This is a genomic window from Streptococcus mitis (assembly GCF_946190375.1).
In the GTDB taxonomy this organism is placed as follows: Bacteria; Bacillota; Bacilli; order Lactobacillales; family Streptococcaceae; genus Streptococcus; species Streptococcus mitis_CJ.
The window spans coordinates 74,746-88,692 of record NZ_CAMIAF010000001.1; the positions used below are offsets into that span (position 1 = coordinate 74,746).

Sequence of the window (13,947 nt, forward strand, 5' to 3'; positions counted from 1 at the left end):
CTTATCAAGAATATTTTTTCACAAACTTTTTAGCGTTTGGATTTTGCTAAAGATTCAAATCTTTTCATAATCACAGTTAAACGCCAACGGTAGAGCGCCCCACTCACGATTAGACTAATAATCAAACCGATCCAGTAAGAATAAGCTCCAAAATCTGTTAGGGAATCAAATGCCATAGCTACTGGGATTGCTACGCCCCAATAACCAACCAAACCAAGGTAAAAAGGAATAATCGTATCCTTATAACCTCGTAAAATTCCCTGAAGCGGTGCCGCAAAGGTATCTGCTAACTGGAAGAAAAGACTATAAGTCAAAAAACGCGCTGTCAAATCGATAAATTCTGGGTCGTTACCATAAAGACTGGCCACATTTCCCCTAAAAATGTAAAGGAAGGATAAGGTGAAAGCCGCAAAAATGAGGGCTGTCCATCTTCCTAGACCAATATAGGTTTTCGCATCATCAAATCGCTTGGCTCCCACTTCATAGGAAACAACAATAGCCATAGCAGATGAGATACTCATAGGAAAGGCGTACATTAGAGTTGAAAAATTCATAGCTGACTGGTGACTAGCGATAATCAAGTATGAGAACTTAGCCATAATCAATCCAACCACGGAAAAGATAGCCACTTCCGCAAAGATGGTTCCCCCAATAGGAAGACCTAGACGAACTCCTTCCTTGATTTTATCCATATTAAGCGGAATTCGTTTCTCAAGATGTAGAGCCTTGAGCTTCTCCTGTTTAAATAAAACCAGAACAGAAATCCCCAGCAAGACCCAGTAAGCCAAGGAAGTACCTAAACCAGCACCAGCACCTCCCAGTTCTGGAACACCAAATGCCCCGTAAATCAAGATATAGTTAAATCCACTATTGAGAGGAAGTAACAAAAGCATAAGATACATAGACAGTTTGGTCAAGCCCAGCGAATCCAGCAAGGAGCGAATAACACTAAAGAGCAACAAGGGGATAATCCCGATAGATAAAAGCCAAAGATAGCGAACCGCTACTGCCGCCACTGGTGCTTCTAACCCAATATGATTCAAGATTGGTGGTGCCAAGAAAAGTACCATCCCCAGTAAGGCCACAGATAGCACCAAGGCCAGATAGATGAACTGGTAAAAATCAGACGTCACTTCTTCCTTTTTGCCTCGACCAAGATGGTGACCAATGATAGGCACTAAGGCTGATACAATCCCTGTCAGGAATGTAAAGAAAGGATTCCAGATACTGGTTGCCATAGATACACCAGCCAAGTCCATGGTATTGTATTGACCAGTCATTGTCGTATCAACAAAGGAGGCAGAATAATTTGCAAATTGATAAATCAGGATAGGGAAAAATATCTTTAAAAATAAGATAAATTTGTCTTTAAAATGATGGGTCTGGTACATATTACCTCTCTATTCTTTTTGTTTACAGAGCAGACTCCCACCTAGTTTTGATAGACGATTTGTCCCTTACAGATGGTATATTTAACCTGCCCTTTTAAGGTTTCACCGATAAATGGTGAATTAGTTGCTTTCGAAGCAAAATGGGAGTCCACAAGGCGGTCAGCCTTAGCATCAAAAATAGTGATATCCGCCGGACCGTTCTCAGCCAAGTAACCCGCTTCAAAGTTATAAAGTTTGGCTGGGTTATATGTCATCTTTTCAAGCAATTCCATCAAGCTCAACTCCTCAGCTTCCACCAAGTAAGTCAAACCGAGAGAAAGAGAGGTTTCTAAGCCAGTCATGCCAGATGGCGCCTTGGTAATATCCTTGACATTTTTTTCATCCGCATGGTGAGGTGCGTGGTCAGTCGCGATAACTGTGATGACCCCTGACTTGAGACCTTCGATAACCGCACGACGGTCTGATTCCAAACGAAGCGGCGGATTCATCTTAGCATTGCTACCTTGTGTCAAAAGGAGCGCTTCGGTCTTAGAAAAATGCTGTGGCGCTACTTCTGCTGTAACTTGCGCACCCAATTTCTGAGCAAACTCCACTACTTTAACACTTTCCTCCTTAGACAAATGCTGGATATGAACATGGGCCTTAGTTGCATAGGCAATCATGACATCACGCGCCATCATAGCATATTCAGCCACGCCTGTCGCACCGCAGATATGGAAATGTTCTTTAGCAATATTTTCATTAAATCCAAGAATCCCATTCAAACCTGGATCTTCCTCATGAAGACTAATAAAGGTATTGAGTTTTTTAGCTTCCTCCATGGCTTCCTTGACAACTTTACTACTTTCAAGTGGGATACCGTCGTCTGAGAAACCAACCGCACCAGCTTCTAAAAGTGCCTTAAAGTCAGTCAAATCTTGCCCATTAAAATTCTTGGTAATGGTCGCAACCGTCTTAACATTAATCTTCTCTTTGGCAGCTGAATGGAGAACTTCTTGCAAAGTCTCTACATCTGAGATGGTTGGACTAGTATTAGCCATCATGACAACAGTCGTAAAGCCACCTGCAGCGGCTGCTAGGGCACCAGTATGGATATCCTCCTTGTGGGTTTGACCAGGTTCACGGAAATGCACATGAATATCAACCAGTCCAGGCGCAACTACAAGACCAGTAGCATCAATTATTTCTGCTCCTTCTTCCTTGACCTCAGGCGCAATTTTTATAATTTTCCCATCTTGAACTAAGACATCACACACTTGATCCAAACCAGACTTGGGATCCATTACACGACCATTTTTGATTAGTAGCATCTGCTTTCTCCTTTATTCATAGAAATCAACTTGGGTATCCAACAATTTATCCCCATCATAAACAAACTTGGCTGAAAAGAAGGGTTTATCCTCTAAAAGCCACCCAACAAAGGTATGGTCACCTTCCCAAGTCGGCTTACTCAAAACCTCGTCATAGGGAACCCATTCTAGCGTTCCCTCATTACAGTCAATCAAGTCGCCCTCAAACTCCGTCACCTTAAAAACATAGGTGTACCAGTCTAAATCTGGTGTAAATTCAGGAAAAGTGATGACACCTTTTAGAACAGGCTTAGCTTTGAGCCCTGTTTCTTCAAGGATTTCACGTGCTGCACATTCCTGTGGAGTCTCACCACGCTCCAGCTTACCACCCACACCAATCCATTTCCCTTCATGGACATCATTAGGCTTTTTATTACGATGAAGCATGAGCAGTTCTTTCCCGTTATCAATGTAGCAAATCGTCGCTAACTGAGGCATATTTTCTCCTTATCTAAGCCAATCGATTGGCTCTTGTCCTGTCTCTTTTAAGAATGCATTGGCTTTGGAAAAAGGCTTGGAACCCCAAAATCCTCTATAAACTGACAAAGGACTGGGATGGGCTGATTCGATAATCAAGTGATGAGGATTTGTAACCAAAATCTTCTTCTTGCGTGCATAAGCTCCCCAGAGTACAAAAACGACTGGTTTATCTAGATGATTGACCACCTGAATTACAGCATCAGTAAAGGGCTCCCATATCTGACCAGCATGACCATTGGCCCGTCCAGCAGGAACCGTCAAACAAGCATTAAGAAGCAAGACTCCTTGTTCAGCCCAAGCTGTCAAATCATGGGACTTCTTAACCCCGATATCATCTGACAATTCTTTCAAGATATTTTGCAAGGATGGCGGAGCTGGAATAGAGTCAGGTACAGAAAAACTCAAGCCCTGAGCTTGACCTGGCCCGTGATAGGGATCTTGTCCTAGAATCACCACCTTAACCTCTTCAAGCGGTGTTGTCAAGAGAGCCTGAAAGACCTTTTCCTGGGGTGGATAAATAGTTCCCTGAGCATAGACCTGCTCCATAAACTGATTGATTTTCCCGAAATAACCCTCAGGTAATTGCTCCTTTATCAAAGCATGCCAAGACGAATGTTCCATAGCCGACTCCTTCTTTTTTACTGCCTCTATTATAGCAAAAAGTGGCTATCTAAACCACTTTTTACAGTTTATCTAAGCAATCCAGCAAGTCTTGGAAGGAATAGACTTCGTAAGTAGGCTGGGCTTGTGTATGATTTTCTAGGTGATGAGGATTGTACCAGATAGTGTCAATTCCAGCATTGTTGCCACCTTGAATGTCGGCGGTTAGGGAATCTCCAATCATCAGCGTCTTTTCTTTGCTAAAACCTGCAATCTGTTGACCGATTTTTTCATAAAAGAGAGCATCAGGCTTTTGTGTTTGCAACTGTTCTGAGATAAAGACTTGATTGAAATACGGTGCTAGACCCGATTGAGTCATATGATGGACATGTAAAAGAAATTTAACAGATAGGAGTGATATGTATATCGATTTAGAAACTGAAATGTATCTACAAAAATTAGAAAGCAAAATACGCCAGCAAACATATTGGGGTGTTGTGCCAGAAATGCCAATTGAATGGCAACCAGACCAATTAGGATTTTATCTTAACGACCCGATATCTTTGCCCACATTTTTAACGAAACTACGAGTGTTCGAAAAAGGTTTTGCCTTCGATTATGTTGAAACTAATGTTTTTAAACGCAAAATAACAGTTTTTGCCATTAACGAAAGCAAAGAAAAGTTTATTGCGAAAATCAAAAAGTTGCTCACTTGCCAAAGTAGAGGTGAGATGTGCGAAACCTTGCTATACATTTTGGCAACACCAGTGACCTATATCGATGAGACGGTTTGTTAGCTGAAATTTATAACAAAATTGCCCCAGTTTTGCGACTGGGGTGTTTGTTTCGAATTGAAAATATAAAGAAAATTTTTTAATACAGTGTAAAAATGTCAGAAAAATTAAAAACAGTTATAAATAATACACTGCTATTGACAAAGTGTAAGGATATCGTTATATTAGTAACACCGAAGATTTCTTGTTTTGTCTAACCAACACATTTTTAATGAAAGTGAGGATGGAACAGAAAAAAATATAAAATCAATGTTGACTGCAGCAGGTACTGGTGGTATTGGTAGCGTAGTTTCTGTTCATATATTAAAAATACCGTTCGAAAATCTTACTGTGATAAGTGTAGTGATAGTCGTTATTCCACTAATCATTTGTTGCTTTGCATTCTTGGTTATCAATTCTAACAGAAGAACCAGAAATTCAAAAGAGCTGATGGCCACTTGGCTTAGAAAGGGTAATAACTATACTAAACCTAGGAATAAAGCTTCACCAAATAAAAGAAAAAATCACCACTAATAGTGGTGAAGCTAATGCAAATCAGTCTTATCGTTCTCTTGTTGGTTAACTATAAGGCTGATAACTAAAAATAAGAAATCTTCTCCCCAACGGTAGTACGATTATCGTTGGGATTTTCTTTATCTCAAAAGCATATATTTTATAGCTATCTGAGATAACTTAATCTATTATACAGACTTAAAATTATTGTGTCAACAGTTTTGTTGAAAAAAGCATTAAAATAACTAAAATTAAACTTGGCTTTGTAGTTCAATGTTTAAAACTTCGACCTTTTCTTCCTGTAATTTGCAATTCTAAACGGCAAATTCTTCCAAATCTTCCGTTTTGCAACAAGTAGTATAATATTCTTCGGCACACTCAGAATTAAGAAAACGGCAAGTATAAACCCAAGAATCTTCGTCCGTGATGGAGATTTTCAAGGGCTTAAAAACACACCCTCCACCGTGTAGTCGTGTAATTCTTCAAAAGTCGTGAGGTTAACAGTTTCGACTTTAGGAAGTTTTGGTTCAGTTTCAAAATGTTGGCTAGTGGTTGTATCTTTCCATATAAATCTCCTTTGCTTTATTGGTGTGTCCATGATAACTCTCTATAGGGGAAGAGTCAAGCACTTTTTCACGAAAAACCCAACGACTTGAAATCGCTGGGGTTAAGGGGCTAGAGTTGGTTAGTTGTTGGACTACTAGGTAAGGTGTGGACATTATTTTGCAAAGTATCTTCAAATTGTTTTCTGTGGTATAATTGAAGATAGTAATAAATTGGAGTTTACAAATTGAAAAAATATAATATCATAGATTTATTTTCAGGAGCAGGTGGCCTATCTTATGGATTCGAGATGGCTGGTTTTAATGTTCTATTGGGGATTGATAACGACGAAAAAGCTTTAGAGACATTCCAAAAAAATCATAAGAATTCAAAAATATTATGTGGAGATATTACGAATATATCCTATGAAGAAGATATAAAGCCGATAATTGGAGAACAAAAGGTTGACCTAATTGTTGGTGGTCCGCCTTGTCAGGGAATGTCGCTTTCTGGACCGAGAAAATTTGATGACCCACGGAATAAACTTTACCTATCTTACATTCGATTGGTTCAAGAAATGCAGCCGACTGCCTTTGTTATAGAAAATGTTATCGGTATTGTTAGCCTGTTTAAAGGTCAAATTAAAGATACTATTATCGAAGAATTTTCGAAAATGGGCTATAAGGTTCAGTTTAAAGTTTTGTTAGCTTCTGATTATGGAGTTCCGCAAAATAGGAAGCGTGTCATTTTTGTAGGGACAAGGAATGATGGCTTTGAGTATCCTGAATCCTTGGATAAAACTATCACGACTGAGATGGCACTTTCTGATTTACCAACATTAGAAAATGAGCTTGGTGATTTAGAAATGTCTTATATTTCAGAACCTCAAAATGACTATCAAAAACTAATGCGAAATCGTTCATCTGTTGTTTTGAATCATATCGCAGCTAAGCATTCTGAAAAAGTAACGAGCACGATAGCCCTCGTTCCTGACGGTGGAAATTATAAAAATCTACCAGAGGAATTACGAGAAACAAGAAAATTTAATGTCGCTTGGACACGATTTGCTAGTTGGAAGCCAGCTCCTACGATTGATACGGGGCATAGACATCATTTCCACTATAAGTATAATCGTGTGCCAACAGTGAGGGAATCTGCTCGTCTACAATCTTTTCCAGATGATTTTATCTTTTACGGAAGTAAAACACAGCAATTTAGACAAGTTGGTAATGCTGTTCCTCCTTTAATGGCTCAGCAAATTGCAAACAATTTATTGAAATATTTAAAAAATAACGAAGAGTAATTATGTATCAAGTTCCAGAGAAATATTATTTTAGACTACATCACCCAAGACCTCGTTTTAAAAATGATGTCGAAAATGTACTTGTTTATATGGCAACGAATATTTCTTATTTGGGAATATTGCCTAAAAATGAATTTAGTCAGCAACTAAATGACATTATCAAACAATATGCAGGAAATGCAGATAAAACAGAGAAAACAATCAATAACTGGCGAACAGAGATTTCTTCTTTGTTTGGGATGATGATTGAGAAAGATGGCTTTGTCTATTCAGGAAACAGGGCTAAGGAATTGACTGAGGACCAAGACCTTATTCGCTTTTTTAAAACCTTTTTGTATAATTTTGAATATCCTGGTGGGCATCTAAAAGATAACGAGATTGTTAAACTTTGCCAAATCGGAGTTCAATTTAAGCCAGCTCAGTATCTACTGGAACTATTTACAGAAGCCTCACAAGCTGAAGAAAAAACTATTTACCTCACCGATGAAGAAGTCGCCCATTGTATCTTTAATGATTTGAGATGCACTCGTGATAGAGAGCCTGTTTTGAAAATATGGAATCGTATCAAAGAGAATAGAGCGTCTAAAGTAGCTTACGATACTAAAGGAGATGTTATTCGATATGCCAAAGATATTTTAGATTACATGGTTATAGCGAGTTTACTAACTGTTCAAGGTGGTAGGTATAAAATAAATTCTATGGAAGAGCAAGCAATAAATGACTTTTTGCAATCAGATGCTACCTTTGATGGCTATGCTCAATTTATTGGAAATGCTTCTACAACAATTGAAGATGTTCGAAATTTTAGAAGTGCTTGGTTCGAATATGTCAATCGTGATTTAGGAGATATTGATTTTAGGACAAACTTTAATATCTACCTTCCAAGTGATATTGATTTTACTGAAGAGAAAACAGATATTATCGGACATCTAACTGAACACATCGAATACAGCGAGAAAATCTCTACCGCTGTTGTAGGGAGTTCGGGAGAAGCTATTGTTATCAATCATGAAAAACAAAAATTACGAGAACATGGGCAAGAGCAGTTGCTCCATCTGGTGAATTTTATTCCAACACAGTTTGGCGTTGGCTACGATGTTCAATCTTTTGAGTGTGATGATTCTGAGCTGAGAAAGTATATTGAAGTCAAAACAACTGTCAGCAATGCTTCTATTACTTTTAATTCGTTTCATATCACACCAAACGAATGGCGAACTGCTAAATCTGTGCGTGATAGATACTATATTTATCGTTTGCAGATTTCTAAACATAGCAAAAAATTGTTTATTATCAAGAATTTGTATGAGTTAGTCAAAAATGAGAAGATGCTTCTGATTGAGAGAAAAGATGGATATGATGTCCGTTTTTCATCGTCAGTTGGCTTTGAGGAGAATTTAATTTGAAGAAACTAAAAATTGCCTCTCTTTTTAGTGGAGGGGGTGGAACGGATATTGGTTTTGCTGGTGGATTTGATTTTTTAGGTAAACATTATGCTGACAATCAAATTGAGATTGTCTATGCAAATGATATTGAAGACAGTGCCAATAAAATGTTTGAAAAGAATTTTGGTGTTACTCCAGACAATCGAAATATCCGAGAAATAAAATCAGATGAAATCCCATATTTCGATATTTTAACGGGAGGTTTTCCTTGTCAATCATTTTCTGTTAGTGCTCAAAATCCGAAACGCTTAGGAATAAAAGACGAAAAAGGGACACTGTTTTTTGAGATGGTGCGAGTGTTAAAGGCTCATCAACCAAAAGCATTTTTTGCCGAAAATGTTAAGGGAATTTTGTCTGCAAACAATAAAGAAGCTTTTCCTCTAATTATTGAAGAGTTCGAAAAAGCTGGCTATAATGTTTCTTATAAACTTTGTGTAGCCACCAAATACGGCGTTCCGCAAAAGAGAGAGCGTGTGTTTATTGTTGGCATTCGAAAGGATTTAAATTTTACTTTTGAATTTCCTGAAGAGCCTATTCAGAATGTAGAAGATTATACACCACTAAAAGCAATTCTTCAGCAAGATATTGATGAAAAGTATTATTTTAGTGAGAGGGCTGTGCAAGGAATGTTAAATAGTAAATCTGGCAAAAAAATGAATAAAGGACGAGCACAAGACATTGAACAGCCGAGCAATACGGTTAGTTCCCACTTGGCGAAAGTGTCCTTAAATAGTACTGATCCTGTTTTATTAGAAAATGGACGTTACCGTCGCTATACTCCAAGAGAGGTTGCACGTATTCAGTCGTTTCCAGAAAACTATGAATTGCTTGGTTCGGAAGGTGCTCAATATAGAATGCTGGGGAATGCTATTCCACCAGTAATGATGTGGTATATTGCTGAAAAGTTAGTATCAGATTTACGTAATAGTGATGTAATTGCTAAGCAACAGAAACTCGAAGAAAGTTTTGGTCAACTGGATTTGTTTGAAGCGAGTTGATGTTTTAAGTGTAGGGAACTTGATATGGAATTGAATTTTCAAGATAAGAGTTTTATAAAAGTATTTTTTAATAGTGACGGTTATGTACTAAATTTTTCTAATTCCACTTTTGCTAAGTTTACTTTTAATTCAGTAGGAGTAAATATTCAAGAAAAATATGGGGGTTCAAAGGGGAAAGCTTTACAGGCTTTTATAGATAACGAACCAGATGAACTCGTCCTTAAATTAGCTTTAGATTTACTTAGATATTATGAAGACCTTCCTGACTCATATCACGAGAAAACTGAAGAGAGGAAGTCTCAGGCATTGAAATTGAAAGAGAGACTTTCGAAATATGAAGTCTCACAAATAGCCTACTTAAATAATGCTGCTAAATCTTTATCTGACTATTTTGATAGCGACTATATAGATAAGCAAATGGGGATTATGAATGAAATGATTTCTCGCTCTCCAGCGGACGCTATTGGAAAAGCTAAGGAATTGTTGGAATCGTGTTTTAAACATATTTTAGACCACGAAAAAATTGAGTATTCTAATTCTAATGATATTGCAACTTTGCAAAAGAAAGTCTTTAAATTTTTAAACTTGGATTCTAATGAAAATATTTCAGCAAAAAATAATCAAGATGTAAAGCTGGTTCTAAGTGGTTTGAATCAAATTATCAAGGGGATTAACAATCTTCGAAATGATAAAGGGGATGGTCATGGTAAGGGAGCTAACTTTATAGAATTGCCACCAAGGTATGCTTCAGTTGTTGTTGGTTCTGCATTAACGGTAGTGTCATTTGTTTGGGAAACATATCAAGATAAGAAAAAATAGTAAAGGAGAGAGGTTAAATGTCTAAAAATACTAATGCTCAGATTTCTAATTTTATGGATGAACATTTAAGATTTGAAATTAGAAATAATGGCTATAATTTAGACTATAATAGAGATGAACTAACTTTTTCGGAGCTTGAGAATATAATTAAGTCTAACTATAAGTATTGGGAAGAGAAAAGTAGTTCCTATGAAATGGCTAATCCTATTTTAAATAATTGGAAATATTGGCAAGAGAGATTGCGAAATCTCAAAGATTATTTAGAAAATCTCTCTGAATTTAATATTAATGAAGTTTATAATTTTTTGTATAGTCATTTTTCAACTTCATATACTACTATTACTTCAAGTAGTATTAGGCTTATCTATGTAGACATTAATAGTCCAATCAATAAAGATAATAATATTGTAATGCTTCGATTATTTGTTGATTTTTACTTAAAAAGTTGGGCTAAAGATTATTTATTAGAAGCAATTCAAAATTATATTACTATCGAAAATAATAAAAACTACATCGGTCAATATTTGAATTCTACTGATTCTTATAGATTGATTCCAGCGTTGTTTATATTAAACAGAGAGCTACCTAAAGCTAAAGCTCCATTTAAAAATTTTCAAAGGGAAGTTATTGATCCTGTTTCTGAAACTGTAAAGGAAATTGCTTCTGACGCTCAAGAAAACTTCAAACAAACTACTGCTTTAATTGAAGAAAAAAATGAAGCTATCCGAGAGTTGTTTAATTCACATTATCAAGAGATTAGTGACTTTAAAGAGGATTTTGAAAACTGGCAAGATGATAAAGAAAATGCGATTAAGATTTTAGAAGATACTTATAAAAATAAATTACAGCTTGAAGCTCCTGAGACATTATGGAAAGAAAGGTCAAAAAATTATAAAGTTAACAATAGGTATTGGATGGGTGGTCTTGCAGTATTTATTGTTGCTTTGATATTTTCAGCAGGAAGTTTATTGGTTAGTATTCATGAATATTTGAAAGGAACCCTAAAAGATATTCCATTTATCTCTCAATCTTTTGTATATGTTGCATTAATTTCATTTTTGATATATTTAGTTCGAGTTATGATAAAGATTATCATTTCAAATCAGCATATGGCAATGGAATATGAACAAAAGGAAGCCTTAACAAGATTTTATCAAGCTTTAGTCTATGATGGCAAAGAAGTAGAAAAAGAGGAAAGATTAATAATTTTTAATGCTTTATTTAGTAAAACTGATACTGGATTAGTTAAAACGGACAGTTCTAATGATTCGGAAGCATTACTTGCTATACTTTCTAAAATATCTAAGTAGTAAAAAAGAAATAATATCTTATTATTGAATAGTCCAATAACCAACACCACTCTAGCCCCTTTAAACCCCAGCAATTCTAAGTTGCTGGGGTTTAAAGGGGCTAGAGTTAGTTGTTGGACTGCTGGGTGAGGTGTGGACATTATACCATATGAAATAATGAACAGCTGTATATTTTTCAATTATCCAATGCCACAACTAAATTGATACTCTCCTACTGGGATTTATTTTAGATCACTATTAGGGAGATGAATTTTTGATGGGAGGGATATACTGACTGACTGATTGTGTAATACAATCAAGGTGTTGCAACTTCAGTATCATGTGCAACAAGTCCCTTAAGTCCATCCATCAAAAGTATAATTTCAGGATCCAGTTATATTTCAGAATCATATCTTGTATCTAAACCATAATGTATGGTGATTAATAACTTCACTATTTGACAATTTGTAATAATGCAAACGATTACAAAATTTATTCTAAACTTTTACTGTACAAAAAAGCCACATTGTGTGGCTTTAAATGGAGCGAAAGGGATTCGAACCCTTTGGGCTATTTGTGTTTTATAATTAATTTTAGGGATTTATTTCAAAGGTTACTCACTCCAATAAGCCCGTTTACCACCAGATTTGAAATAGAACTCTTCATTGTATTACCTCTTTCCATTGTAGCGACCGCTATAACAGTTTGAATTAAATTACATAGAAGTGAAATGTCCAAATTAATCCCAAACAAATTAAATACTACCACACACCTCAACAATCCGTTTTTGTAGATTGCTCAAGTCTATGTTCGATGATTATATTATAGCATAAAATAATATAAAAGAGAATAGTAGAATTTTAACACTAATTCGTTTTTGTAGTAAATTTAGTTATATTTTTAAGGTTTATGTAGAAATCGACCTTGCTCATTCTTCTAGTATCGTTAATTTCTGACCATATATAGTTTAAGGAGTTAAATCGAGAATCTTAAGTTAATCTTTAATCAATTCTACACTAGATAGTAAAATTTGTAGAGCTACACCCATTTTTTCTCTGTCCTCACATCAAAATTAATCCACTCAACACCTTTATAGTATCTAGCTTCATGAAGGGTAAATACTCCTGATTGTCTTGATATACTTTGTGATTTCAAATCATAATCACTTTTTACAGCAAAGAGAATTGTATCAAAAGAAGTGTTATTCATATCCAGTACTCAAATAGTGTATTATCAGCATTATCTACACAGAAGGTCTCCCTTATCGTGAGGTTCCCATCTTTATAATAAATTGCTGAATTCTAATTTAATCTTGTAGGATTTAAAATATAGACAACTTGACGTGCTACTGACAAAGTAGGAACCTAGACTTGTCCCTCCCGTCCACTGATAGATACCTTTGGCAAAGAGTTCGTCATTGCTAAAAACTTCTATCAACTCTAAAACTTCTTTATGTGATTGTTCCAAGAGTATAGTCGCTTCTTCTAAGGACGTTTTCTGGTGCTTCTTCCAAAAAGCGTCATTCATTTGTCCATAAGTTTTCCAATTATAAGATTCAGGGAGAAAAGTTCTTTCGTGACCTTTTTGATTAGAATGTACCCAAGTCAACAGTAACTGATGCCATTCATAAAGATGGATCAAGACATCCCGTAGATTTTTATCCCTTTTCCAGTGAGCTTCTTTTTTCTTTGGGTCTCTTGAAAAATCAAATGGAGTCTGTAGCTCATCTTCACTTAGTTGGGAGATGAAACGATTGAGCTTTTCATAGTTTTCCTTAGAGGCCAGCACTAGCTCCTCTTTTGTTTTCGGTCTAGGCACAGAGTTCTCCCTTCATATTGTTAGTTATTATTAGAAATTTTTTATCCTTTAAATCTCTATAACTTATCCTTTAATTTCTCAACAAAGAGATAGGCTGCTGGACAGGTCAAAGTATTCTTAATCGTCAAATGGTTGATTTGATGGATCTTTTTGCGATCTGTATGGGGGAACTCTCGACAGGCCTTTGGACGAACTTCATAGATGGAACAGAGATTATCTCCTCCTAGAAAGGGACAGGGCATGGATTTAAAAACCTTATCACCATCTTCATCTACCTGCAAAAACTCTGCTTCAAAAGCAGGTAATTTCATCTTAAAATACTTGGCGATTCGTGTAATATCCGCTTCTTTAAAGTCAGGCCCCAATGTCTTACAACAGTTAGCACAGGCAGTGCAATCAATCTCCTCAAAGACTTCTTGGTGAATCTGCTGGGCTATTTTATCCAAGTTCTTAGGTGGTTTTTTCTTTAAATTAGCTAACACTTTGCGATGCTCCTTTTGTTTTTGAAGAGCTAGCTGGTGGTAGTATTCAATATCAATTTCTTTAGACATGGTTTCTCTCTTATTCTAATTACTTTCCCCTATTATACCATGCCTCTGAACCATTGAAAAGTGGAGTTTATTAGACTA

Annotated in this window: 13 protein-coding genes and 1 pseudogene; 6 read left to right on the forward strand and 8 right to left on the reverse strand. The window is 36.2% G+C overall.

Annotated features, from left to right (window positions below; translation table 11 throughout):
- Positions 1-29: 29 nt before the first annotated feature.
- From pdrM to N8M09_RS00365, 5 genes and pseudogenes are all read right to left on the reverse strand, one after another.
- Positions 30-1,391: a sodium-coupled multidrug efflux MATE transporter PdrM gene (gene pdrM, locus N8M09_RS00345; protein ID WP_261062772.1), complete on the reverse strand. Its 1,362-nt coding sequence runs from the start codon at positions 1,389-1,391 to the stop codon at positions 30-32.
- Between the two features lie 41 nt (positions 1,392-1,432).
- Positions 1,433-2,701, reverse strand: coding sequence for a dihydroorotase (locus N8M09_RS00350; RefSeq protein WP_261062773.1), 1,269 nt, complete (start codon positions 2,699-2,701; stop codon positions 1,433-1,435).
- A gap of 12 nt (positions 2,702-2,713) precedes the next feature.
- Positions 2,714-3,178, reverse strand: coding sequence for an NUDIX hydrolase (locus tag N8M09_RS00355; protein WP_001135770.1), 465 nt, complete (start codon positions 3,176-3,178; stop codon positions 2,714-2,716).
- A 9-nt stretch (positions 3,179-3,187) separates the two neighbouring features.
- On the reverse strand, positions 3,188-3,841 hold the full coding sequence (locus N8M09_RS00360) for a uracil-DNA glycosylase (RefSeq protein ID WP_261062774.1): 654 nt from the start codon (positions 3,839-3,841) through the stop codon (positions 3,188-3,190).
- A gap of 61 nt (positions 3,842-3,902) precedes the next feature.
- Positions 3,903-4,199, reverse strand: a pseudogene (locus N8M09_RS00365) (HAD family hydrolase); the annotation flags it as partial.
- A 40-nt stretch (positions 4,200-4,239) separates the two neighbouring features.
- Here N8M09_RS00365 and N8M09_RS00370 point away from each other — a divergent pair.
- From N8M09_RS00370 to N8M09_RS00395, 6 genes are all read left to right on the forward strand, one after another.
- Positions 4,240-4,617: a hypothetical protein gene (locus N8M09_RS00370; protein WP_102211297.1), complete on the forward strand. Its 378-nt coding sequence runs from the start codon at positions 4,240-4,242 to the stop codon at positions 4,615-4,617.
- 1,279 nt (positions 4,618-5,896) lie between these two features.
- Positions 5,897-6,952, forward strand: coding sequence for a DNA cytosine methyltransferase (locus tag N8M09_RS00375; protein WP_102211295.1), 1,056 nt, complete (start codon positions 5,897-5,899; stop codon positions 6,950-6,952).
- Positions 6,953-6,954: 2 nt separating this feature from the next.
- Positions 6,955-8,355 (forward strand): protein NO VEIN domain-containing protein, encoded by a 1,401-nt coding sequence (locus N8M09_RS00380; protein WP_102211294.1) that lies wholly within the window; start codon positions 6,955-6,957, stop codon positions 8,353-8,355.
- Positions 8,352-9,392 (forward strand): DNA (cytosine-5-)-methyltransferase, encoded by a 1,041-nt coding sequence (gene dcm / locus N8M09_RS00385; RefSeq protein WP_102211293.1) that lies wholly within the window; start codon positions 8,352-8,354, stop codon positions 9,390-9,392. Before N8M09_RS00380 ends, dcm begins: the two co-directional genes overlap by 4 nt.
- A 24-nt stretch (positions 9,393-9,416) precedes the next feature.
- A complete protein-coding gene (locus N8M09_RS00390) occupies positions 9,417-10,211 on the forward strand; it encodes an abortive infection family protein (RefSeq protein WP_102211292.1) in 795 nt (264 codons plus the stop codon).
- A gap of 17 nt (positions 10,212-10,228) precedes the next feature.
- Entirely contained in the window at positions 10,229-11,521 is a 1,293-nt protein-coding gene (locus tag N8M09_RS00395; RefSeq protein WP_102211291.1) for a DUF6161 domain-containing protein, read from the forward strand.
- Between the two features lie 1,017 nt (positions 11,522-12,538).
- On the opposite strand, the gene N8M09_RS00400 is transcribed toward N8M09_RS00395, so the two are convergent.
- The 3 genes from N8M09_RS00400 to N8M09_RS00410 form a co-directional block, all read right to left on the reverse strand.
- Complete coding sequence (locus N8M09_RS00400) at positions 12,539-12,709, reverse strand: hypothetical protein (RefSeq protein WP_261062775.1); 171 nt, start codon at positions 12,707-12,709, stop codon at positions 12,539-12,541.
- Positions 12,710-12,781: 72 nt separating this feature from the next.
- On the reverse strand, positions 12,782-13,318 hold the full coding sequence (locus N8M09_RS00405) for a ClbS/DfsB family four-helix bundle protein (RefSeq protein WP_261062776.1): 537 nt from the start codon (positions 13,316-13,318) through the stop codon (positions 12,782-12,784).
- A 56-nt stretch (positions 13,319-13,374) separates the two neighbouring features.
- Complete coding sequence (locus N8M09_RS00410; protein WP_084949820.1) at positions 13,375-13,869, reverse strand: YkgJ family cysteine cluster protein; 495 nt, start codon at positions 13,867-13,869, stop codon at positions 13,375-13,377.
- Positions 13,870-13,947: the final 78 nt, after the last annotated feature.